Annotated in this window: 19 protein-coding genes and 1 pseudogene; 7 read left to right on the top strand and 13 right to left on the bottom strand. The window is 64.9% G+C overall.

The features are described from left to right. Positions 1-4 precede the first annotated feature (4 nt). Positions 5-652 carry a hypothetical protein gene (locus ACIBBB_RS29235; protein WP_398987168.1) on the bottom strand — a complete coding sequence of 216 codons (648 nt, stop codon included), beginning with the start codon at positions 650-652 and terminating at the stop codon, positions 5-7. Between the two features lie 418 nt (positions 653-1,070). On the opposite strand from ACIBBB_RS29235, the gene ACIBBB_RS29230 reads away from it, so the two are divergent. Further along, positions 1,071-2,048: a hypothetical protein gene (locus tag ACIBBB_RS29230; protein WP_398987166.1), complete on the top strand. Its 978-nt coding sequence runs from the start codon at positions 1,071-1,073 to the stop codon at positions 2,046-2,048. 628 nt (positions 2,049-2,676) lie between these two features. Here ACIBBB_RS29230 and ACIBBB_RS29225 read toward each other — a convergent pair. Then, entirely contained in the window at positions 2,677-2,907 is a 231-nt protein-coding gene (locus ACIBBB_RS29225) for a hypothetical protein (protein WP_398987165.1), read from the bottom strand. Between the two features lie 66 nt (positions 2,908-2,973). Continuing rightward, complete coding sequence (locus tag ACIBBB_RS29220) at positions 2,974-3,711, bottom strand: phosphotransferase (protein ID WP_398987163.1); 738 nt, start codon at positions 3,709-3,711, stop codon at positions 2,974-2,976. A gap of 195 nt (positions 3,712-3,906) precedes the next feature. Here ACIBBB_RS29220 and ACIBBB_RS29215 point away from each other — a divergent pair, with 195 nt between their 5' ends. Then, positions 3,907-5,262: a hypothetical protein gene (locus ACIBBB_RS29215; protein WP_398987161.1), complete on the top strand. Its 1,356-nt coding sequence runs from the start codon at positions 3,907-3,909 to the stop codon at positions 5,260-5,262. Between the two features lie 346 nt (positions 5,263-5,608). Here ACIBBB_RS29215 and ACIBBB_RS29210 read toward each other — a convergent pair whose 3' ends face one another. Further along, positions 5,609-6,565 carry a hypothetical protein gene (locus tag ACIBBB_RS29210; RefSeq protein WP_398987159.1) on the bottom strand — a complete coding sequence of 319 codons (957 nt, stop codon included), beginning with the start codon at positions 6,563-6,565 and terminating at the stop codon, positions 5,609-5,611. 1 nt (position 6,566) lies between these two features. Further along, positions 6,567-11,138: an AAA domain-containing protein gene (locus tag ACIBBB_RS29205; protein WP_398987157.1), complete on the bottom strand. Its 4,572-nt coding sequence runs from the start codon at positions 11,136-11,138 to the stop codon at positions 6,567-6,569. Positions 11,139-11,387: 249 nt separating this feature from the next. Between ACIBBB_RS29205 and ACIBBB_RS29200 the strand changes: the two are divergent. From ACIBBB_RS29200 to ACIBBB_RS29180, 5 genes and pseudogenes are all read left to right on the top strand, one after another. Beyond that, positions 11,388-11,648 (top strand): annotated as a pseudogene (locus ACIBBB_RS29200) (transposase); the annotation flags it as partial. A 197-nt stretch (positions 11,649-11,845) separates the two neighbouring features. Further along, entirely contained in the window at positions 11,846-12,010 is a 165-nt protein-coding gene (gene yhhA, locus ACIBBB_RS29195; protein ID WP_398987155.1) for a YhhA family cyclophane-containing RiPP, read from the top strand. A 9-nt stretch (positions 12,011-12,019) separates the two neighbouring features. Continuing rightward, on the top strand, positions 12,020-13,168 hold the full coding sequence (gene yhhB / locus ACIBBB_RS29190; RefSeq protein ID WP_398987203.1) for a cyclophane-forming radical SAM/SPASM peptide maturase YhhB: 1,149 nt from the start codon (positions 12,020-12,022) through the stop codon (positions 13,166-13,168). Then, positions 13,165-13,803: a cyclophane-containing peptide 2OG-Fe(II) oxygenase YhhC gene (gene yhhC / locus ACIBBB_RS29185; protein ID WP_398987153.1), complete on the top strand. Its 639-nt coding sequence runs from the start codon at positions 13,165-13,167 to the stop codon at positions 13,801-13,803. The genes yhhB and yhhC overlap by 4 nt, the downstream gene beginning before the upstream one ends. Beyond that, positions 13,751-14,611 carry an aKG-HExxH-type peptide beta-hydroxylase gene (locus ACIBBB_RS29180; protein WP_398987151.1) on the top strand — a complete coding sequence of 287 codons (861 nt, stop codon included), beginning with the start codon at positions 13,751-13,753 and terminating at the stop codon, positions 14,609-14,611. Before yhhC ends, ACIBBB_RS29180 begins: the two co-directional genes overlap by 53 nt. Before the next feature lie 430 nt (positions 14,612-15,041). Here ACIBBB_RS29180 and ACIBBB_RS29175 read toward each other — a convergent pair whose 3' ends face one another. From ACIBBB_RS29175 to ACIBBB_RS29140, 8 genes are all read right to left on the bottom strand, one after another. Further along, the gene (locus tag ACIBBB_RS29175) at positions 15,042-15,518 is read right to left on the bottom strand and encodes a hypothetical protein (protein WP_398987149.1); all 477 of its coding nucleotides are present in this window, start codon (positions 15,516-15,518) and stop codon (positions 15,042-15,044) included. Positions 15,519-16,520: 1,002 nt separating this feature from the next. After that, positions 16,521-17,432, bottom strand: coding sequence for a hypothetical protein (locus tag ACIBBB_RS29170; protein WP_398987147.1), 912 nt, complete (start codon positions 17,430-17,432; stop codon positions 16,521-16,523). Between the two features lie 238 nt (positions 17,433-17,670). After that, positions 17,671-17,943 (bottom strand): DNA-binding protein, encoded by a 273-nt coding sequence (locus tag ACIBBB_RS29165; RefSeq protein ID WP_398987145.1) that lies wholly within the window; start codon positions 17,941-17,943, stop codon positions 17,671-17,673. Further along, entirely contained in the window at positions 17,940-18,668 is a 729-nt protein-coding gene (locus tag ACIBBB_RS29160) for a hypothetical protein (RefSeq protein WP_398987143.1), read from the bottom strand. Before ACIBBB_RS29160 ends, ACIBBB_RS29165 begins: the two co-directional genes overlap by 4 nt. Before the next feature lie 12 nt (positions 18,669-18,680). After that, positions 18,681-20,606: a hypothetical protein gene (locus ACIBBB_RS29155; RefSeq protein ID WP_398987141.1), complete on the bottom strand. Its 1,926-nt coding sequence runs from the start codon at positions 20,604-20,606 to the stop codon at positions 18,681-18,683. Between the two features lie 82 nt (positions 20,607-20,688). Next, positions 20,689-20,946 carry an S-type pyocin domain-containing protein gene (locus ACIBBB_RS29150; RefSeq protein ID WP_398987139.1) on the bottom strand — a complete coding sequence of 86 codons (258 nt, stop codon included), beginning with the start codon at positions 20,944-20,946 and terminating at the stop codon, positions 20,689-20,691. 216 nt (positions 20,947-21,162) lie between these two features. Then, positions 21,163-22,047, bottom strand: coding sequence for a hypothetical protein (locus tag ACIBBB_RS29145; protein WP_398987137.1), 885 nt, complete (start codon positions 22,045-22,047; stop codon positions 21,163-21,165). Beyond that, complete coding sequence (locus ACIBBB_RS29140; RefSeq protein ID WP_398987135.1) at positions 22,044-23,645, bottom strand: hypothetical protein; 1,602 nt, start codon at positions 23,643-23,645, stop codon at positions 22,044-22,046. The genes ACIBBB_RS29145 and ACIBBB_RS29140 overlap by 4 nt, the downstream gene beginning before the upstream one ends. Positions 23,646-23,899 lie beyond the last annotated feature (254 nt).

Raw genomic sequence — 23,899 nt, 5'->3', positions numbered from 1 at the left:
CGTGTCAGCCCAGGCGCTCGATCGGGATGTCGATGCCGCCCTCGCCGTCGTCTTCGTTCGGGAACGGAGTGACGCCCTCGAAGTCGATCGAGGGCAGGATGATCCGCTCGTGCCAACTGTCGATCTTGCCACGGCTGCCCGTGTTGTTCGGCAGTGACAGTTCTGCGTACACCCGCGTGCCCGTCTCCGTGTTCACATGCTGGTAGAGCAGGAACCAGGTCGGGATGCCGTCGCCCAGCTCCTGAGGCTCGGTCTCGACTTCGTAGCCGGGGAGCGTCAGCTGACGATTGGTCTCCACCCTCCGGATGACGGCGGAGCCCTTGGGGTATCGCGTGGAGGGGTTGAGGGCGGCGAAACCGGCCTCCTTGCTTCCGCTCGAAGCAGTGACGGCGAAGTCATCGGTCGGTGAGATGAGCAGCGACACGTTGCTGGGGCTTGCGCTACGCCAGCCTTTGGGGATATAGGTCTCCCGCAGGAAGCGCACAGTGCGACCCCAGAAGATGTTGCCAGGCAGCGAGAGTGGGTCGAACGGAGTGCAGAAGTTCCGCTCCGCTTCGGCACGCCGCAGAACGGTCTCGATCTCCTCGATCGACAGCCCGAGTTCAGCGAGCCTGTTACGAGCGCGGGAATCCTCAACGTGCACGACTGCCATGCCCCAGCCCCTGACCACAGAGAGTTGATTTCCGGAAATCCTCCCTCATTCGAGGTCGAAAATCAAGAAACCGGCCTGGTCAGACCGCACCGTTCAGCCCACGAGCTCAGACTCCCGCCCCTCAGTGGCACAGGGACTCCGTGCTGCCCAGGCCCGCCCAGAAGCCTCGTTCCGAGCACTCGCGCCAAGGACACCCGCCCCATGCAGCCAGTCCGCGCAATGCCCGTACGAGAGTTGGGCGCCCTGCGGGCAAACTGACACGACCAATACACCGGTGCGCCATCGTCCCGATGGCAGCCCTGGCATTACCAGCGCAACAGCACCTACGTCTCAGAATTGACGCTTTCGCCAAAGTCCTCCTGCTGCACGGAGTACGAAGGGATCCGAGAGCACCCCACCTCCTCTCAGGAGCACTTGCATGAGCGGTACCGCACCTTCCGCCGGCCCCACGTCCATCTCAGCCGAAGCCTCGCAGAGCATGACTGCTCGCGAGATCGACGAGGCGCTGTCCGCGTTGGCTCGCTGTTCAACAGTGCTGCTCCAGGAATGCGAAGCCGAGCAGCGGCGCATGGAGGAGTTGGACGCGCTCAACGAGCTCGGCATCGAGCAGTGTGCTGGTCAACAGGGCGCGCGCTACGAAGCAGATCCCGTCCTGCTCTCAGTCCGTCTGCGATTGGCCAACAACAACGCGAAAGCCCATCGCACTGCCGCACGTGAGTACGTGTCCTGGTGGGTCGACGTAGCCACGATGGCGTGGAAGTCCGCGGTCCTTGGGACGCCGCTGCTCTACGCTCGCGTGGGTGCAGCGGCGCCGGACATCCTGATGACCGAGGAAGACCTGGTCGTCGTGCCTAAGGCGGATGACCACACACGCCAACTCGTGGAGTTCGGCGCATTCCTCGCCCCGCCGTTGCCCGACTCCACAGACGGTCATGACGACGACCATGCAGCTGCGACAGCCGATCTCGCAGCTAGCTCTGGCCTACTCCTGCGTCGAGACGTGGCAGGTGAGGTGTATGTGGTGGACGACGAGTTCCCGGAAGCACGGCGACGTCGCCTCTGGGGCGGATTCTGGGTCGAGCACCGGATCCCTGCGATGCCCCAGCCGGATGAACTCGACTCTCTACTGGCCCGAACCCCGACAGGGGCTGCTAAGCGCCTGCGGGCTGCCGCCAGGGAGGTGCTCAAAGCGGCGATGGCCGGAGTACGAATCTCTGAGTTGGACGACGGTGATACACCCTGGACAAGCACGGAGTCTGCCGAATTCGAGAAGCTTTCCGACATGCTGGACCAGTTGACAGCTCTCCTCGCGGCCTACGCACAAGCCATCACCGACTGCCTGCCTGCCGTAAGAGCCCCAGGGACCAGCCAGGGTGATACGCCCAGCATCAGCTGAACCTCTCAGCTCCTGGCTAGCCCTTCAGAGCAGTCCCCAGGGGTCAATCACGGTCGCTTCCGGTTAGAACACAGGACAACCAGATCGACATACGAGCAGATCAGGAAGCTAACATCCCTCCAGCACCCCATGATTCCCGAGCTCAGAGCGCGAGTTCGATTCTCGTCACCCGCTCCACGACGAACCCCCAGGCCAGCGGCCCGGGGGTTGTTTGTTGTCTAGACCTCTTTATGCGTCTCGTGCCTGTTCCGTGCCCGATGCCTAGTCGTCCGGGCCGGTGTCAGCCTTCTTGGTCTTCTCCCGCTCCGTGCTACGCGAGTGTCGATCCCCTCCGCGACTTCCGTTTGGCGCTCCCGGTTGGAGTGCTGATAGATGAGAGCCCACGACACGCGTCTCGCTGTCTTCCACCCGCCGTTCGTGCAGCCCCCGCGGGGTACGAACACAGCGACCGAGGCGGCATCCCCGAAGCCATCGGCCCACACGGAAACGTCCTGCCCCACACTGCGGGTCCACCGGCCTGGGCGAACGCCATCAACGCCGCCGATCACCACGCCCTCGGTGAGCAGGCCCAAGGCCACGCGGCCCACCTCGCGCGCCCCAGGCTGCCCGAACTCGAAGCACTCGGGATCTACCCTGCGGCGAACGCGTCCTCGACCTGATCGAGTCGTTCCGTCCACCAGTGCAGCAACGCCTCGTCCGCCGTGAAGAGTTCGTCGAACGAGAAGTCACCGCGGTCGTAGTGGAACTCCAGCTGCCAGAAGTCCGTCATTCGCTTCCACCACAACCGCCGCACTCCATCCAGCAACGCGGACGTCTCCAGCGGAACCACGGAACGGTAGCCGCGCACAAAAGCCGTCACGCGAGCAAGATCGAACACCCCGCCCACCCCGAACTGCACCTGGGCCGTCCGCACAACCTCTTCGGCCTACCCGACACGGTCCCAGTCGAGAACGGCCGACAGTTCCCCGTCCGCCCAGAGCAGGTTTCGGTACTGGACGTCACCGTGTGTCCACCCGTGGCGGCCCCACGGCACGGCATCTTGCGGCCGGCGGTCGGCATGCTGATCGAGCAGTGCCCGACGTTGCTCCAGGGCCACCGTGGCCGCCACGTCAAACGGGCTGCGGTTGCCCTTCTCTCTCACAGCAATGGAGAGTCGCTCCGACATCTCCACCGCCCGTTCCGGTGCTGTCACATCAGCCGTCAGGGTCTCGGACGTTGCAGGCAGCAAGCCCCGGTCGCAAGCACGACCGAGACCCTCGTGCAGACGCCCCAACTCGGCACCCAGAGACCTCACCTGAAACAGGGAGAGGTCAACCCCGCGAACATGCGTGCCAGCAACCCAGGGGAACAGGCACCAGACCCCACCACCAACCTCGGCGATCAACGAACCCGAGGCGGTGACCACCGGGGCACTGACCGGGAGGTCATCCGCAGCCAGCGAGGATAAGGCCCTCTGATTGCGGACCAGCCGATCGAGCGACACATCAGTAACCCGCTTGAGAGCGAACACCCCTGCCTGGGCATCCACCTGCCAGTTGGCATTCATCAGCCCATCAGCGAGGTAGCGCTGCTCCCTCACCTCTCCAAGGCCGAAAATGCTCGCCAGTTCGGCAAGAGCGACGTCTGGAATAGCGGGACTGCTCGTCACGGTCGCATCAGTCACCTGGGGGACGATACGCGGCCCAGCGCCCGCAGAAACAAGCTTCACCACGCGCCATCCACACCCCGCTCGAACATTCCTCGAAGAGGGCTGGCCGAATAGCGGCCTGCGCCCCTCGTGCGCACTTGTTTGTGCTCCCCTGACGCGTCCTACAGTTCTCCGGCTCACGCCACATCACATCGACGGAAGGGCTGCCCGGTGAACGAGGACGAATCAAAAGTCGTCGCCGAGATCCTCCACGAGCTGAGCACCACCTCCCACGTCCAGGTCCGCTCATCCACCGAACTCGCCGCCCAGGTCTCCCAGGCCGCGGAGGACGAGGACGAAAAGCGGACAGAGGACGGACGGGGCCCCCTCCGCCGGCGCACCGACTACCGAGCCGTACGGACAGCGCCGCGATCACTGACACTCACACCCTGGCAGGTCATCCACGCCATCGGCCTCGGAGCCGCGTCGGCCCGCCAAGGCGCGGGGCGAGGACTGGCCGAACACTGGGGCAGCCTGCGCTACAGCCAGGCTCTGGAAGCCAATCGGGGCCGATACCTGGAGCTGTCGTCCGAAGGGCGCGATCTCCTTCGCTTCTACAAGGCCACCCAGTCCGGAGAAATCGGCACCGGCTTCGCCTCGCTGTTGGCCGAGAACGTGGTCAGGTCCCGCTACCCCGACCACTCGGTCTCCGTGATCCCGGCGGACATCGCTCTGAAGGCCGGCTGGACCCTCCGCAGCACCGGTACCGGCACTCGCCCGGAGCCGCTGCAGCGACGGCCCCACTTCTTCGTCGTAGCCTGGCAACCGGGGCAGCCGTCCAAGGTCCTCCTCGTCTCCTCGAAGGGCACCCACAGCAGCGTTCACCAGGTGCACAAGCAGCTCAGCACGGCCAGTGCTCACGTGGAGTCCGTGCACATCGGGCCCTACGGCACCGTCCCGTACATGCTCATCGGGACAGAGATCCCCAAGAAGGAGAGCCTCGCCTTGCACATCTTGGAGGGTCCGGGCACGACCGTCCTCCGCCCGTCCGGAGAGGTATCAGAAGCCGACCTGGACCTCACCCTGGCGCAGGAGAACCGTACTGCCGACGTCGTGCGGCCGACGGACCGCCGGGAGACAACCGTCCCTGGGTTCCAGGTACTGCCCGAATCCTTTGCCTGGTTCAGCATCGTGCTGGCACGGACGGAAGCAGCCACCGTCACGGCCTTCACCGGAGGTGGCAAACCCACCGCTCAGTACCTAACGAGGGAGCAAGGACGACGCCACTTCCAGCACGACGTCCATGCCAACACGGCCAGGCTGCGAGATGCGGAGCACCGCATCCACGACATCGACTTCGTTGGTACCGACCACATCTACCGCCTCAATGGCAATCGAATAGAGGCGTTTTCCGGACTCAGAAAGAGTCTCTACACATATCTCCACCACGGGCGCGTCAACGAATACCGAAGTGAGGTACACGCCCTGCGGGGGCAGTGGCCGGACCACAGCACATCGGAGCAGTGGAACGCGGTGTCCATCCGCCCCGACGGAACCGTGATGGCGATCCGACTCCGGGACGGGTGACCCAGCAGCCAGCGGCAACTGCAAATCGCTCCTGGTAGCGCCTACTCGGAGCACGCAAAGCTGCACCAGGTCTGGCCGAGAGGCTGTCGTGCGGCGGAGCAACCTCGGCGGCCCTGCTTTGATTGGTCTCAGTTCTGGTCTCATTCGCCCCCGTCCAGGCCAGTCCGGACAGGACCGGCCCGAACGCTCCGCCGCAGGCCAGGACGGGTGCGGTCCTTGATGGACAGGCGTACGGACATTTGGAAAGCGTGTTGGGGGGTGCCGTCGCCCTTTCGGCACGCGGACGCTATCCAGCAAGGCATGGAAAGTAGGTGCGATTGGGACAAGAATTCTTCGAATCCGCGCCTCAGGCGCCCGCCGTTCTTCCCCCACCCGGGCGGCGACGAACGACAGAGGCCGGCGTTGGGCGTTGTGTGGGAGCATTGGGCTTCCTGCCATGGCCCGGCTCTGCAGTCGCAGGCACAGAAGTCGGGACAGTGGATGATGTCGCTGTCGCCGCAAGATCGTTCAGCGTTGCGTTCACCACCGGCCAGCACATGTCGAGCGTGTCACGGTTCGGACTGTGTCCGGTCCGCTTCTCCGCCAGGGGATGGACGAGATTCCTGTAGTGCCGGACAAGCTCGGAGGCCAGCTTGGCATCGTGCTCGATCCATTTGTTCTTGAATGCGAAGTCCACGAAGTCATTCAGCCCCATGTTCCGCAACGGCTTCGGCATGCGTTCGCCTGCGGCGCGCACCTGTGCCGCATGCGCGAGTACCCCCTCCAGAAGGCTGCCCAGCATGATGATCGCCGACGTGTAGGCGCCGTGCTCGTAGCACGTGCGTGCCTCGTCCAGCCGAAGTTGTACGGCTGTGGCGAGATCCGGGTCGCTCACCACATCCTTCACCGAGACCTTCAACTCGACACGCGGCAGCTGCAGCACCTCGTCCTCGAAACCGGCTTCGCAGGGGACGAGGGCCGGCTGGCCTCCGTCCTCGCCGATCCGGCATCCACCGAGCACGAGTACCTCGTTGAGCCGCTTCAGCGTGGCGCGGTACTCCTGCTGCTGGTTGTAGTACTCAAGACGGTTCGCCAGGCGCAGGATTGCGCGCTCAGCGTCGTCTGTGCCGTCCACCTGCCGCTCCTTGAGGAGTTCCAGGGTCCACTTGTGCCTTGGTGCATCGCACTCCGGAACGTCGTCCCAGCCTGCCCGCTGGAAGAATGCAGCAATCTCATACCCCTTCCGGTAGAGCAGGGACGTCTCGTCTCCGCAGATCAGATGGGCGATCTCCGTCAACGTGCTGTCGTCGAAAATCTTGTTCACATCAGACTCCTTCGAGAGAGACGGACGCATCCTCATCGAGCATGGCGTCGAGTTCATCGTTGGTGAGGTCGGCATCGTCCATCTCGACCGGGGCCCATGTGCTCGCCGATTCGCCCTGGGGCCGCTCGGTGACCCCGGGCCGGATACCCAGAGCGTCAAGACGCTTCCACAGAGGAGCTAGCGAATCCTCCGGAGACAGGGCGAACTCGCTACTCCGTACGCGCCAGAACTGCCAGCCCGCCCGGCGCAGTTCCCGCTCTCGCTCGTAATCGTCACGGATCTGGTCAGGGGTGGAGTGATACGGGCTGCCGTCGCACTCCACGGCGAGCCGGCCCGTCTCTCCGACGACGACGAGGTCGATGCGTTTGCCGCTGGCTTTCCACTGGGGAACGACGTGGTACCCGCTTTCCTTGATCCTGCGAAAGACCCGCTGCTCGAACAGGGAGTCGAACGGCTCGCATCGATCGTCAGCGGAAACGGTGGAAAGGCCGGGCGAGGTGCCCTGGAGTTCCGGCGGCGCCTGCATATAGGTGAGCAGAGAGTGGCGCAGGTCCTTGCTGCGCAGCTGGTCCGGCGTGACGGAAGTGAACAACCACATCTGGTCGCGGGCCCGGCTGGCGGCCACGTTGAAGCGCCTTCCGTCGCCCTGGCCCGTAAGGGCCCGAGTGTTGTCGGCATCGACGACCAGCGAAAGCAGGATGACGTCCCGTTCGTCTCCCTGAAACTGTTCGGCCGTGCCCACACGCATGTTGTGCCGCTCCTGGATCGCGGAGTCGATCCGTGTGTCGATGAGATTCTCCAACAGCCTTGTCTGGTGTCCGGAACGGAGCACAATGACTCCGAAACTTCGTTTCGCGTACGCCTCGTCCTCCGCGAGTTCCTGCAACTTGGCGACGATCCGCTCAGCCTCGGGCCTGTTGATCAGCGTCTCTCGCCTGCCTTCGCAGTGACCTTCATGGACGTGAACGACCTCGAGAGGTCGCAGTCGGTCCGCTCCGTACTGCCGCAGAGGCACGAGTTCGTTGTCGGGATAGAACTGGGCGGAGGACCACTTGATGATCTCGGGCATGCACCGGAAGTGCTCGGTGAGCCGGATCGTCTCGCTGAAGCGCGCGGACAGCAGGTCATAGAGGTTGGACTTGGGGCTGAGCCCGTCCCGCTGCCAGTCGGTGAGATGGGGCAGGAGTGAGTCGAGGAGTTCGTTGAACCGCTCGTGCTTGCCTCCCGTGTAGAACGGAACACACTGCTTGTCGTCACCCACGACGATGATCCTCGGAGCGAGCCACAGCAGCATCAGGCCGTCCAGACCGACCTGGCTCGCCTCGTCCACGATGACGACATCGAAAGCATCCGGCTCGGGATCAATCATCTCGGCCACTTGCTTGATCGGCATGACCCAAGCCGGAACCGCTTCACGCGCGTCACGCATCGCGGAACGGGCGGCCTTCAGGTGCCGCTTGCCGAGTGCCGTCATTCCCCTGCCGGCATTCGCCGTGGCCGACGCGTAGGCACTCAGCGCCTGCTTCTGGCCGGCCGTCATCCGGTCCAGGCAGTGGTACAGCGCTCTATCAGCCGCCAGTTGGGTAACTGTGTTCCTCAACTGCGCCTCGACTGCTTCCAGCTCCCCCTCCAACCTGGCTTCCCTGCCAGGTGTCAGCATCGTGTCCTGGAAGGTACGCGCACGCCTCCAAGCCCAGGCAGCGTCCAGGTTCACGAGGCGGCTCTCCCAAGCCGCCTCGGTCGGGGATTGGGCAAAACGCCGAGACAGTTCGGGGTGGTCCTCGGAGAGTCGGTCCAGGAGTTTGCGGGCCTCCCGGCGATCGGCCTCACGATGAAACGCCTCTGTTAGTGACTCGATCGCGGACATGTACGCCTGCGGATCACGGGTGGTGACGGCTCGGTGGACGTCCGCCAGTTCAGCCACCCCTTGGACATCGGGCCTCGGCAGTTGCTGGGCGATGGACCGGAGTCTCTCCTCCGCCTCACGGGCGCGCAGCAATCGTCCTGCGCCATTCGCCGACATGCGGATGTCGTCCCACTGCTGCGCCGTCCGCACCGTGGCCTTGATCCGGGCCTTGAGCAGAACGTCGTGCAGCGTACGCACGGACAGTGTGAACCCGTCCACCGCACGGAGCGTCGGCGCCCGGTCCAACAGCTCCGACAGAGCAATCTCCGTGGAGCCCTCGGCCGCAAGCGCGCCGACGCTCTGCCAGCGCTCGTTCAGTTGCCGGACGCACTGGCGGGCCGCCAGGTGAGCCACCAGCGCCGAGATCTCGTCCGGTGTACTGGGCAGCCGCCCGTCCACCCGGCAACTCTGAAGGAGGGCTTGGGCTTCCTTCTGTACCGCCTTCGGAGCCAGCTTGCGCAACTTGCCGCCGCCTCGCAGGAACTGTTCGAGGTCCCTTCCAGCGGCGATAAGACGTGATTCCTCGGCAAGCGCCACGTCAGGTACGTCGAGCACAGTGAAGGGAATGCTCTGAAGCACGCTCTGCACTTCCTCGGCGCGGGCGGCCGAACGGCGCACTCCGTCCCACAACTGCTGCCGCTGACCGGCCATTCCGTCCTGCAGGGCGCGAGTGGTCCATTCGTCCGGCAGCCACGCGGCCGGCTCCCCTGGCAGCCCCTCGCTCTGAAGGGCGTGTTCCGCCGCGTCCAAGAGTTCTACCAAGGTCTCGATCAAATCGCTCCCCTGATCAGCTAGTTCAAGAGAAAGCGTGTCGGACGAAGCTTCGGCGCAGGAGCGCACCGCAGTATCCAGGGCATTGATCGCCTCTTCGAACAGCACAGGCGCAACGAAGTCCGCAGGGTCCGGGCAGCGGGCGGCATGCTCTTCCAGCACTCCCGCCCCATGCCGGGACACCAGACCCAGCAGGCGCTGGGCCTCGTCCAAGCTCAGCGAAGGTTCTCGCGGCGCCGATGCGGGAAGTGCGGGCATCCAGTCGTACTTCGTTGCACCAGCAGCGACGGTCTCCACGATCTCCGCGAGCCGCCCCTCGTAACCGGGAGCCACATCGAGGTGTTCGTACCACTCCGCCTCACGAACAGTGCGGACTTCGTCACGGAGCCGCGCGCGGGTACCCGACAGCGCCGAGCGGAGCGCTTCATGACTCTTGATTCTTACGTCGAGACGCTCCGTCGACTGAGTGGCACTGAGCTGGGAAAGCGCGCGCACGGACTGTTCCAGATCTCCGCTGCCCTCCTCGCGCCGGCCGCCCTGGAAGACGCATAGGCTTCGTAGCTCGGCAGGCAATTGCTGCCGCAGGACCTTCAGCGCCTGGCTCTTCTCACTTGTCACGAGCACACGCTTGCCGTCCGCCAGCAAAGCACACACAAGATTAGCGATGGTATGCGTCTTTCCCGTGCCGGGCGGTCCTTGAACAACAACGCCGGTATCGGTCTGAAGGCGCCTCAGCACCTCCCGCTGGGCTTCGTTCGACAACAGCGGGAACAGCGGGTCGGGGCCGAGAGCGGGGGGCACGTCGCGGCCACCCGCAGTGCCCCACACCCTGCGGTCCTCGGCTTCCAGCTTGTACAACAACTGAGCTAGCCCCAGAGGAGCAATGGCACCAGGCTGGGCAAGGCGGTTCGCGATGCCGTCGTAAAAGTTCACGAGGGCGCCCTGGCCCCGCTGACGGAGAATGATCGCCGGCGCGAACCCGAGTGTGGGCACCGGCAGCGCCGGGTCGGCGGGCGGGTGGCCCCAGCCACGGTGGAACGCCACCGCGCGATCGGTACCGAACGCCCTCTCCGACCAGTCACCAAGCACGTCCTGGGAGTCACGGGACAGCGGATGGAATCCATCCGCGTCGATACGTTCCCGCAGCGGGCTCAGCAGCCGTGTGCTGTATCCCTCGTCCGCGCCGAGGAACTCGCTGTCCTCCAGCCGCGCGGGGTCGCCGGGCGAGAGTGCGACGGTGATGGTCATATCGGTGGAATTCATGGTGAGTATCAGCGGGGCCGTCAGAATGTGCCGGGCTATACGCGCCGACGGACGCGCGGCTCCGATATTCAGGAATCCGGCACCCAGTACAGCCTCGTATTCCTCGCCGTCCTGCTGAATCCTGGTCACCATTCGGTACAGCTGCTGGTGAAGTACACGGTACGGCAGCTCGACGCGTTCCTTTTCCGACCACTTACGCCACGTGTCGAGCCATCGCGAGTAGGTGCGCAGCACATCGTGTGCTTCTTCCCGCCGGATCTCGGAGACCTCGAACAGGTCTCCGTTCTCGTCCTCCTGCCAGCCCTGCCCCGGACCCGACTCGGCCAGCGGCGGTACTTCTGGCGTCGCGGTGGCGGCGGCCTCGGGATCGACCCACCCTGCCAGCATCTCGGGCAGGACAGGAGCCGGCCTCGGCGGGCGGTGCGGCACCTTGAGCAACAGCCGGTCGCCGTCCGGGTGCCGCCGTAGCTTGTCGTCCGGCAGGCCGGAGAGCCAGAGGACCTCCGGATACGTCTGGCAATCCCGCACCGGCTTGTATGACCCGCGAACTATTTCGCGCATGTATTCAATAAGTTGGCGCGCGCGGTAAACCGCGTCTGGATTGTTCGCACGAAGTGCGGAGTAAAGAGACACCTATCCCCCAGGTCATGGCTCGACGGAAAGCTTTCCAGGATGTGGGAGAGAAGCGGTGTCATCAACAAGGACCGACGAGTAACGACGTGAACAAGCCGCATTCCGCGAAAGTTGGCTGTAACCCAGCCAAATCACTGGCCTCGATCGTTCAGCGGCGATGCCTGCTGGGCGAGGCGATCGGTTCGTCCTACACCGCGGGCGGTTTGCCTGAAGGTCGAGTGCCGCAGGGCGGCGAAGAGGCCCGGACAACTCCGACGGCCGTGGGAGAAGCCGGCCCCGCCCGACAGGCTCACCCCCGCACGAGTCCGCCGCGACTTCCGGCACCTCCGCACAAAGGCCGCCTGTCCAGCCGAAGCACCGAAAACCTCCCGGCCCGGCCCAGGACGCCCACCCCGCCGCAAGAACAACCAACCCACTGCCCGCTATGACGTGCACACAGTTGGCAGACCAGGCTCCGCGAAGCGACGCACGGAGAAGTCAACGACCCCACGTCCACACCGCACAGGTTAAAGATCAAGCTAGGGCCTGTGGCTCTCTCGGTCGTAGACAAGAGCCAGCGAGCAGAACTCCGCGACACAACACAAGTGCTGACGAACGGTCTATCATCGGAGATACGGATCGTAGTCCCTAGTATTTTGCGCGCCCTGGCTCGCGGCCGAGGGGTCACGGACCCTTGATCAACGCCGCCACTCGAAGGGAAATCCCTTATGAATTCGGTAGAATCGGGCGACAGCAGGGCGGTTTCAGCGCCTGCCGTCCCATCGCTGGAGATAGACAGCGTCGCCCTACAGCGCTTGATTGAAGAAGTTCGAACAAGCGAACCAGTGGTGACTAGTAGTTACAACCGGACCTACAACCGCCACAACCGCTAGAGGTCGGCCCTGAATCGGGAGATTGACACCGTACTGGTCAAGACGGCTAGTCGGTGCAACTTGGACTGCAGCTATTGCTACGTCTACAACCTCGGTGACGAAGGCTGGAAGAGCCAGCCTCGCCGTATGACAAATGCGGTGATGAGTGCTGTCATTGATCAGTTGGGCGCGCTCAGCCAGTCACAGTCCCGCTCGCTGAGCGTAGTAATGCACGGGGGTGAACCGCTCCTGCTTGGCGTCGATGCCACCGAGCGTTTCGCCGAAGGTCTCAAGTCGAGCCTGCGCGCAGATGCCGGTCTGCATATCCAAACCAACGGCGTGCTGCTAACCGACGAGTTCATTGACGTCTTCGATCGCTACGACGTGGGGATCTCGATCAGCCTAGATGGTCCGGCCGAGCTACATGATCGGAATCGTCGGGACCGACACGGCGACGGTTCGCACGAGCGCGTGGTGGCCGGCGTTGCTCGACTCGTCGCACACCCGGCGCGTGACCGGCTGTTCAGCGGATTACTCGCGGTTGTCGATCCGACGTCAGACCCTGCCGAGGTGTACGAATCTCTGAAGGCCACCGGGGCGCCGTCGTTTGACTTCCTCTATCGGGACGGAAACCATGACGCCCTTCCTCCAGGCAAGAGCCAGAGGGACTCGACCGAATACGGCGACTGGATGATACGCCTACTCGACCACTATCTCGCTGACCTGACCCCGCCTCGAATTCGCGTACTCGATGACCTCATCCGACTCAGCCTTGGCGGCCACGGCCACAAGGAAGGTATCGGGCTAGACGAGTACGGCATTCTTGTGATCGACACCGACGGTCGTATCACTCGCAACGATACGTTGAAGGTGGCTTACCCCGGCGCTGATCGCTTTCAGCAAGAGCGTTCAATTGTCAACCGAGATCTCCTTGAGCAGCTCGCTGGCACAGAACTTGATGAGTACTTCGCCCTCCAGCATCCGACATCCCCGACCTGTGAAGCCTGTCCCGAGCTGACAGTATGCGGCGGAGGAATGCCTGCACATCGCTGGTCTACCAAGAACGGCTACTCTAACCCGACTGTCTTCTGTAGCGACCAGCTTAAACTGATCTCGGCTGTCAAAGGCCGTCTCTCCATCGCCGCCAAGGGGACTGCCCGACACGAGGAATCACCGTGACGACCAACCCTCCATCTGAACGAGGCGCATTGCAGGCATCCGATACGGCAGCGTGGCCGCAGCCAGATCTGGGTACCCACGAGGTGTCCGCAACTCCGTTTCGATACGCGACGTTGACTGAGTGCTTCACCCCGCAAATCGGTGAGCACGTGCTCGAATGGTTTGAGCGCGACGCGCCGTGGATCGTGAAGCGGACCGACTTTTACGAGCAGTACGAGTTCAGCTGCTGGGATAGCGCATCGCCAGCAGCTTCCTACCTGACCAGACACGACGTCCTCGATACTGTCGGCACCGCCATGACAAGAGTGTTCGGATGCGAGTTCGAGCCGGATGTAAGCGTCGTGTGCCACAAGCTCGTGCGCGGGCATCGAATCGGCATACACAACGACTACCTCATCGGAGATGAGTCGCACCGACTGACCGTCCAGCTGAACCGCGGTCTCGCTGAGACCGATGGCGGCTTTCTCATGCTCTTCAGCTCAGGCAATCCCGCCGATGTTCACCGTGTGCTGCGTCCGCAACACCTGAGCGCATTGGCGTTTGAAATCTCACCCGACTCTTTTCACGCGGTTTCCAAAATGCATGGTGGAGCCCGATACACGGTCATTTACTCGCTTCGAGCACGACGTGCCTAACTCCCTCAGCTTACGCCTGGGCAAGGAAGATCTGCTTTGGTTCCCCGGCCTGACGGCCGAACTGGTGGCAGACTTCATATCGCACAATCAAGTGGAGCCGAGTCTCGTCGAACAGTATGGGACGTCTCGCTGGTTGGCGGGCAACGCGAGACCTCCCGCACCCGACGGCGGTGACATTCGAGTTGGGCCTCACGTAGCAAAGATTGAATACCTATCAAGCGAGACAGCGGCAGGATTCGATGGTCTGCATTTTTCTGACAGTCGTGATCCGCAGATCCGTGAGAGGATCCAGGCTGCGGCTGACGTCCTTACACAGGTCCCGAGCATGGCTGAGAGTATTGGCTCGATCGTGAAGGCGATCCATCCGATTCAATCCCAGCGGGACTACGACGTCAGCCACAGCACGCCCGAGCTGCCGTTCTCAATTTTTGTCTCGATACCGGAGAACGACGAGCGGGATGCATTGCTAAGGGTAGCCGAGTCACTCATCCATGAGTCGATGCACCTTCAACTCACTCTTGTAGACTCAATCGAGCCTCTGACCGTAGATTATCGCGCAAGTGGCTATTCGCCATGGAAGGATGAAGTTCGACCCGTCACCGGACTTCTGCACGGTCTCTACGTCTTTGCCGTCATCCACCAGGCGCTCAGCATTCTGGCGGGCGTAGAAGGCGAGTGGCGCCGATACTGTCGCAAACGTACTAGCGCGATCGAACATGAGATCGCCTCGCTCTCAAAGGCGCCCGAAGGTCTTTCAAAAATGGGCATCGATTTATGGCGTCGTTGTCTTGAAAGCATTTCAGCCTGAGCAAGCTTCGAGGACGCCCGAACCGGCCAATTCTCACGGCAGGTCGAGGACCGCGCTCGCAGCGGAGCGCGAACGAGACCTCTACAAAACAATCAAGGACTTCCGCTTGACCGCCCGCACGGTCCTGGGAAACACGGACTGAAGTCGCGTAACCGTCGACCCGGCGATTACAAGGCAGCGTCAGCCCAGTCGATACGTGTCTTCCAACTCCTGCCGGTCACCGCGCAGCACCACATCTGTGACCTGCAATCCTGGCCTGACACGTCACAAGCGAGGACGAGCACATCCCGCTCGCCAGAGTGGCCGCCAGCCTCGTCCGCCGTAACTTCGGAGCACGGCAAAAAAACTGGTCTAGGCAGGCGGGATGCCTGAGCCGGAGGTTGGCCTGCGCGAGACGCCGCGTTGTAGGAGAGGACCACGGTCACCGTGCTCACTCTGTGATGCCACCGCTCATTCGCCGGGGAAGCCACTGCCAGTCCTCCAGGGCACCTTGGAGCAGTTGCTGCAGGCGTTCCTGGCCGTCGACGATGAGTACGTCCCGCAGGCAGGCGCAGTCCGTCAGACTTCGGTTGCCGACGACGCAGACGTAGATGCCAGCGATCTGCAAGCCTCGTGCCGCTGCGGAGAGTTGGGCGTCGACGGGTAGCGGGATTCTTCGGGCAAGTTCTTGTGCGAAGACCCGCTCGACCTTGGGGCGCCCCAGCAGCGCGAGGAGACCGCCTGCGGCACGGCCGACGACATCGTGCAGCTGGTCCTTCCCCAGCAGGATGCGGCGAGCCAGCAGGGCGAGATCGTCGCAGCCTCTCCTGCTGTGGCGCTTGACCAGCCTGTTCCAAGAGTCGCCCGAGGCGTAAGCGACCGCGCGCTCAGCGATGACAGCGGTGCCACCACGTTCCACTACGTCCAAGGCCGCCCTTGCCGGCCCCTCAACCCTCAGACGCTCCCCAGCGGGCCGCGCTGGCGGCCGGGAGGTACGTGGGGTCGGGATGGCAACCCGAGACATCGGAGGGCGCGGTACTCGCCGCGGCGCCTGGGCACGCTTGACAGGTCGGCTTCGAGGCGTAGGGACGCGGCCCGCCGGCTTGCCCACATGGAGATAACAGCGGGTGTCCGGGCGACTCACTCGCCTCTTGCACAACGTACGGTCCGGCTTCTGCGCACGACATCGATAAACCATGTCGAAAGCCTGAAGACCCGCCTGGAACGGGGGCAAGCATGCCTATTTGGCCAAGCAAACGGGTTGAAAAGCTCGCTGACGCAGAACAGCAGCCTGCCGGGCCGGGGGCACGCCATGGAATCGCTCTGGCCAAGTCCGGACAGTGACGAACCGGGGCAGACTCCGGATGAACAGTTCGAAGGCGTGCTAAGGCCAGCGCAAGCGGTGGAGGTGCTCCGGATCTTTCGCGAAAGCACACCGTCACCACGATCTTGAGCATGAAGTGCGTTGCCATGCTGACGCGACTAGCCGAACCGCCTCCGCAAAATGCGCCGTCACAGACCCAGCCCCGTGCCAGCCCTTCAGGGCGGTACGCCAAGGTCAGAAGCGGTCAGTCCAACCGGATCCAGCACAGCTCGTAGGCTCAAGTAACAGCTGGTCAGAGCCCTGTGGTGCTCCAGAGCACCGTGGATTCCCAAGCTCAGAGCGCGAGTTCGATTCTCGTCACCCGCTCCACGACGAAGGCCCAAGTCAGCGACTTGGGCCTCCTTTGTTGTCTAGACCATTTTTAGTACCATGCCGTTCGCATACGGTAGGAGACCGCATACTGAGCCGAACTGAAGCGCCGGACCAGCGGGGTGCTGGTCCGGCGCTCAGAGATGGTTCACGCCTCTCACGAGACCAGCCCATCGACGTCGCGCAGGCGCGAAACAAGGGGTGCCAGAAACCCCTCGCCACCTCCCTCCGCCGAACTCAGAGGTTGACGTCAGCGTCGTCCGAAGAGACTGAGGACTCCCTCAGCGCCATGGCCAAGTCCCTCAGTTCATCAAGCACGGCCACACTCTGGAAAATGGTCTGAAGGGATGTGTTGATCTGCTGGGAGGGGCGGCGCAGCTGACGGCTGGAAGATCCGAACATGCTGATCATTGCCGTGACTTCCTGGAAGGCGCCCGCCGCGTCCTGCACTTCCTCGGGGGACGTGAGGACCTGCTCCAGCACATCCTCCGCGCCCTCAGGCCATTCGCGGCGCGGCGTGCTCGCCGCCCATTTAAGGAACGCCCGGAACGCGTCGAGACTGACCCCCATGCGCGCTGCGAAGCGCTCGGCCGCCGCGGCCAGGTCGTCGGCCGGCCCTTCGATGGCTTTGGCCAGGCGGTTGATCACGGCCATCCGCGTATTCATCGAAGCCCCGGGATGGCTGACACGGGCCATATCCTCGCCGATCAGCCCCATCATCTCCCCGAGGTCCGCCAGGGCGGACTCCACGTCGGCCATGTCGCCGGAGATGGCCTCCAGCTCCGCTTCCGCCTCGACGACCAGATCAAACAGGCCGGGGGCATCCTCGTCGCCCCCGGCGGTCGAGTCCGCGCCCGGCTCGGGGGTCGATCCCCCGGGGAGCGACAGGACACTACCCCGGCCCAGCACCTCCGCCAGCACGCTCGTCAGTTGCCGCTGGGCGGTCACGGTGTCGGCGGGGTGTGACGGGAACGGGATCCGAGGCGTCGTTCCGAGGCCCGGGAGTTGTTCGGTTCCCTCCGTGACATGGACGGTGCACCGACCGAGGGCGTGTCGCGCTCCCAGCCCGAAGGACAGCTCTGCCTCGGATCCGCCGAGGTCGGCGACGACGACGTCCACTTCGGTGAGCATGCGCAGCAGTTGGTCCATGGGCAGGCCGGCCTCCATGAGCCTGTCCGCTCGTAGGAAGGTGAGACCGAGCTGCGCACACGCGGGACGCACGACGTCCTCGTAGAGGACGGTGGACCGGTGCCGCTCCCCCGGAGGGGAATGACCAGGGGGGTCGGCGGCGGCGGTGGTTCCGCAGATGGCGAGACAAGTGGGCATGGCAGGTAATAGTGGGTCCAGGGAGGCCCTGTCGGTGGCCGGGCAGCCGACAGGGTGGAGGTCAGTCGAAAAGAGTGAGAGCCACTCCGTCGGCGACCTCGTCGGCGAAGACCGGGCGTTCCTCGATGCCCAGTGCGCTCAGGAGGTCCACGGTGAGCACCCGGTGGCGTCGGCCGACGCGCACCGTGGGGCAGGGGAAGGCGTCTTGGGCCACCAGGCGGTAGGCCGTACCCAGGCACATTCCGTAGGCTCTGGCCGCCGTTCGTAGATTGACGCTGACCGGGAGGTTGAAGATCTCGCGGAAGGTGAGGGGTGTTTCGACACGGTCGGTCATCTGCTCCTCCGTACGCGGCGCAGAGAGACCGTGGCGACCTGGCGACCCTGGCCCGAGAATCCGACACTCGTGGCGGTGTCGGCCACTCCCCAGGTCTGGGCCAGGACGCCGAGGCGTACGCCCTCGACACGGTGAGCGGGAACGGTGATCCGCACCGTGGCCGAGAGCCCGGGGTGGCGCGGGACCGGGTCATAGTCCGCCTGCCAGTGGTCCGCCGCCTCCCCTTCGGCGGGAGCGCCGCCGGCCCGCTCCACGTCGTCCACGGCCATTTCGAGGTGAGCGTGGCGCCATACGTCGTACACGCGTGAACAGGCTGAACGCAGCACTGTCCCGCCGGGGTCGGGGTCATCCGTCACGAGACCGGCCAGCGCTTCGAGGTAGCAGGTGATCAGTTCGGCCTCGACGTCGCCTCGTTCGGCACGGAAACGCCAGGTGATCTTGTAGGCGGTGCGGCGGAGCCCTGGAAGCCCCAGCCAGACGACGGCCTCCGACCAGTCCGGCCCGACGGCATCAGAGTGGACGCGTTCCGCGATCTGGTGCCACAGGCTCGCGCGTGCCTCGGGGCGGGCAGAGCGGTCATAGAGCAGTTCGCGAGCCCGTACCAGTGCCAGTGGTACACCACCTTGTTCCGAGCCGTCGTAAAGACGTAACGGGGGCGTGGGCTCGCTGTCGGCGCAGTGGCGCTCGACGGCGGCAAAAATGCCGGGGTGAAGGGGAAGTGACATCGGTCCTCCTGATCATTCGGAGTTCGAGACAGGTGATTCGCCGCGCCACGCGACCAGCGCCTGGGCTGCCGGCTCCTTGCCAGGCATCGCGTCGGGACCCCTCTCGACGGCCAGAAGCCAGCGAAGAAAGCCAGGTTGGCGGGCGGACACCAAGCCATCGAGGAGTTCGCTCAGTGCCCGGGCCCGGTGCTCCTCGCAGGCCGCCTCGGCACACCAGTCGAGGAGGGCATCGCGCATGGCCGGGAAGGCGGCCGACTCGTTCAGGGCATGTGCTGCCAGCTGAACCGTGCTGGATGCCAACTCGGCATCGGCGAGGATCTGGTCGCTCCACCACGAGAGGTCGCTATCCACCATCATGGGAAAGCAGAGGGCCGTCAGCAGGCTGAGAACGCCCTCCGGTCGTGTCCAGTCGCACATCCGGCGCAGGACGGTTGTCCTGGCGCCGGAGTCCCCGGATTCGAAACGCCGCACCAACGTCTCAGCGACGAGGGACGGGGCGTCCGTGCCGTCGTCCAGGGTTGCCATGAGTCGATGCAACAACCACAGAGCTTGCTCTTCCGTGACGTGGCCGCGGTCCGGGTGGCAGGCGTGGACCACCGTCTCGCGCAGCGGCGGCTCAGGCGTGACACTCCACTGTTCGAGCAGGTCAGCCGCGACCCTTCCCGCTGCCGGGTCCTGAACAGCCTCCCCCAGACACCACCCCGCCACCTGGGGAGCGAGGCGTGACGGAGCCAGCGCCAGGTCACGCAGGTGTTCCATGGACCGGCCGCCGGTCGCCACCGCCATGCTGGCGACCGCCCGCCCGGCCCGTTCGATGTGCTCCGCCTCAGAGCCGGGAGCGGCGAGCCAGGAGTGCAGCAGGGGCACGAGATCCGTGTGGTCACGGCACAGGACCTCCCACACAGCCTCGCTCACAGCAGGCCAGAAGAAGGACACCTTGTCAGTGGTTACGTCCGCAGCGCACCGCGCATGGTGTGCCCCGAGAAGCCGCAGGGTCTCAGGCCAGGGCCGCTGGCGGGTACCCCCCGCCGCGTGACCGTGGGAATTCGAGGCGTCGGTATCCCGCTCCCATCCCGACCTCAAGAGTCGGAGCAGATCCCCAGCACGCTCCGCCACCACGCTACGGTGCAGCCCTCCATAGACGGTGACGGCGAGCAGGTCGGCGCGGAGGACCGGATCCGTCTGGGACCGGGCGACGACTTCGGCACCCTCGGCTCGGGCCACGTGGTGCAACACCTCGGTGCCGGTCGCACCGCCCGCGACACCCAGCCGGAGCGCGGCCTCCGCCGCCCGCGCCGCGTAGCGGGGCGGAAGTCTTTCGGGCAGCAACTCGTCGAGTTGGCCAGGCTCCAGAGCCCGCAACCACTCGGCGCACGCTTCCTCGTCGGAGGAGCCGTCGGCGAGATGGGCACTGAAGACCCTCCGTGCGTCCGGTGGATGGTGGCGCACCACCGGCGTGCCCAGGTGGTCCGCCAAAGCGGTGGCCAGCCCTGGGGCATCCGTCAGAACGATGATCAGACGTGCCCCGGCCTCGGCCAGAGGCGTCTCCAGGCGGGACAGATCCCATGCCCGGAGCGCGAACGGGTCCGGGGGCTCCATCACCAGGTATCCGCGCACCCCCTGAGCCCGCGGCCCCCAACGGGAGAAGTTGACGGCCCGGTCCACCTGGACGAGCACGGGCTCCTCGCTGCCATGGGCAAGCAGGTTGAGGGCGTGCGTCTCACGTCCTGTCCCCGGCTCTCCGAGGAGCACGGTGACGCCGGAGTCAAGCGCGGTAAGCGCGTCCTCGAAGCCGGGCGGCGGCACAAAGCGCCTTCTCGCCGTCTCGAGGTGCTTTGCCCGTACGGGGCCCTGCCGCATCGGCCCCGTTGCCTTGCCGCCTTCGGCCGGGTGGGACACGGTGTGCCGCTGGTCGCCCGTCACCACGCCGGTGTTCACGGTGCTGTGTGGAGCAACGACCACCATCTCCCGGCCGGCCAAGGCTGCTACGAGAGTGTCGAGGTCGCCGCCTTGAGGAATCTCAGATGTCTCCATCGGCCCCACCATCGACGTGGCCGGAATGCTCGACGGTGGTGACATGCTGGCCGCCGTGGACGGTGCCGGTGTTGATGATCCCGCGTTCGGCGTTCAGAACCGTCGCCGGGGATGCCTCCGTTTCGGGACCGGTCTCCGGCAGCTGGCCGCGGCCGGTCACCGGCTCCGCGATCTCTCGCGGTCGGGGGAACGCGACGACGTCGTCCGTAGTGCGATTCTCTTCTGCTCGCATGTCGCCCTTCATTGCTTTGGACACCCGGAAAGTGGATCGGGCACCCGTTTCCTGGACGAATCGAGAATCTCGTGTATCGATCCACGCATCCGCTCCCGAGGCCCAAAAATCAGGTGACCGCAGTCACAGAGAAGGACTTGCGGAACCTCATGAAAAGAAAGAGCGAGTGTGCTGCCCGAAGACAGCCCACTCGCCCATTCATTCGATTGTCGAGCACGAATCCTGACGTCAAATCGCCTCGCCGGGAACGGGACGCCCGAGCGCGGAGATCCGGTCCCGCAGGATGTAGGAAATCTCTTTGCGCTCCTGATCGGTCAGCGTGCCCAGCAGTACGGCCAGTTCCTCCTGCCAGTCACTGCGCGGAGGGCTCAGCAGATTCTGGTGATCGACCGACCAGTCCAGCACCTGGCGTACCTGATCGGGATGTCTGAGGAGCCAGAGCGCTGCCAGGGACACCGGCCCGGCGTTGAGCGCCTGGAGGCAGAACTCGTACTCCCCACGCCGGCTGGTCGTCCAGGAGTAGCGAACTCCCTCGCCCTCCTCCTGACCGAGCAGCAGTTCCTCACCGCTCTCACGGAGCCGTACGTCGAACACCCGGTAGCTCAGACCCGTTTCGTCCAGGCGCTGCGGCACACCGAGATACTGCATGATCTCCGGGGCCCCCAGCCCGCTGCCGCCCGCCGCCTGCGCCTCGGCCAGGTGGTGCAGGGCGCCGGTGAGACGGGTCCGCACGACATGCCAACCGTGCGCGGTCCTCGTGTGCACGACGCGTACGGGGTCGTGGACCCACCACGAGACCCAAAGATCCACAGATTCCGTTCCGTACACGGTGGGAAGGGCGACCGCTCGCGTGTCCACGTGCTCGGTCGTGTCCACCCGGAAAACGTCGGTGTACCGTCCGCCCAGGCCGGGCGGAGCCGCCTCGTCCGGTGCAGGTCCGTAAGCTCCGGCGTCGTCGGGATCCCCACCACGGCCGAGGAGGCGGTAGTCCCCGGCCTCGTCCCTAAGCACCAGGGACCAGTCGCTGGCCGCGGACCAGCGTCGGCGGAGGATCTCCCGCCAGGGCGGGCCGGCGACCCGGAAGTAGAGACGCTCGGTCGACTCGTCGCTCATGCTGCCTCCCCTCGTTCACCGGCGCGCCACCTGCTGAGCGAAGCCCGCGCCGTGTTCAGTCCAGCCCACCCGTCCGCGCCCGTCTCATCCATTTCGACGAACAACCGGAATTCGCCGAATCGCATGACATGAGCCAACGCGGCAAAAAGGTTCTCCACCGCACGGAACTGTGTTTCGTCCCAACGCGCCCAGTCGGCCCAGCGCAGTAATGCCGCACAGGTCGCGTCGAACGAACTCTCGGAGTTCAACGCGCGACGGACGAATTCCACCATCGACCCCGCTTCCGGAGTCTCAGCCGCGAGTCTCCGCATGAACCACCCCGGGGACTGAAGCAGTTGCCCGAACACCGAAAGCACCTGTTCCGTGTCGCATTGCTCCGCGTCCAGCCATTCGACAAGCCGACCGAACACCTTGGCCTCATTACCGGCCTGGAAAAGACTCAGCATCGCCACCCGCACGGCTAGCAGAACCTTGCCGTCGTCGTCCTGGCCCCGTTGGCCAGAACGGCTCCGCACACCGAGGAGGAGATCGTGAAGAAGCCGCAGAGCCAGGTCCGGGCGTGAGAGCCCGAACTCCGCACCGCAGGTGTAGGCCACCGTCGTCCGCAGGTGGACGTCGGCCGCCACACTCCAGCGCTGAAGGCGATAGCGCACCTCCGCGACGAGTACCGGGTCCTCGGCCGCGATGCCCAGCGCGTTCGCCGCGATGAGACGACTGGTCGTGCGGTCCGCCTCGGCGAGAGCCTTGATGTGCCGCAGTGCGCGCCGCCCGCCTCCCCATATCGCCGCCCTGCCCATGAACTGGCCCACCGGCTTGGTGAGTTCGGGGGTGCGCTCCACTTCCCGCAGCCACTCGACCAGTAGGTCCGACAACTGTCCGTATTCACGCCACACATGTCTGAGCACTGCCTCGGCCTGCCGGTGCCTGACGAACACGACCCCTTGCACGCTGTGCGCGTAGGCGCCTTCCGTGCTGATCTCACGTTCCCGGCGGACGGCCCGAACTGTGTGCAGCAATTCCGTCAGGGACCGCCGGAAGACGAAGTCCGGGTTGGGCCGCCCGGCCTTCTCGGATCCTGAGGAGTCCGTCGGCGGTAGCTCCGCCGTCAGACGACCTTCGGACAGCGTCAGCAAGCGAGCAGCTTCCTCCCTGACAAGTCGGTGGTCCAAGCCCTCGTAGACAGCGGCTGCCAGCAAGAAGGCCAGGGCGTCCGGGTCACCACGCAACTCCCGCATGAGTTCGGGAACCTCTTCTTCCGCCCGGTAGCTCAGCCGGCCCCCCAGGTCACCGAGCGCGTCCGGGTCGCCGTCAGCCGTCACGAGGGCTGTCACCAGCTCCACCACCTCGGCCGGCACCAACTCCGGGACCAGTAGGTCGCTCAGCTCATGACGCCGGTTCAGCGCCGACAGCAAGCGCTCCCGCTCCCGCTGATCCGGAACCACCGCCTCGAAGTAGCTGCCGAAGACCATGGCGGGCGGCGGCGGTACGCACCGGACGGGACGGACGTGCAGGTCCTGTTCAAGGCGACGCAGCAGCGCCGCGTCATCAGGCAGCATGATCACCATGTGCGCCGTGGCCTTGTCGAGCAGTGAGCGCACATGGCCCAGGACACCGGGACCAAGGGGCCGGGACGGGAAGAGGCCGTCCATCAGGTATCCGCGTGCCGACGGATCGGTGGGCTGCCAGCGGTCCAGTTCGGTGACGCTGTCCAGTGCCCGCAGCAGGGCCCCTTCCCCACAGCTCTCGCGCAGGAGGTTGAGCGCTGCGGTTCGTCGACCCGAACCCGGCCGCCCGGCCAGGAAGAGCGGCCCGTCATTCAACTCCGTGAGGGCTCCGTTGAACCAGTCGGGTC

Origin of the sequence: Streptomyces sp. NPDC051217 (assembly GCF_044455465.1) — a bacterium.
In the GTDB taxonomy this organism is placed as follows: domain Bacteria; phylum Actinomycetota; class Actinomycetes; order Streptomycetales; family Streptomycetaceae; genus Streptomyces.
The sequence above is the reverse complement of the archived record's forward strand: the minus strand, read 5'-3'. Positions and strand labels throughout refer to the sequence as shown.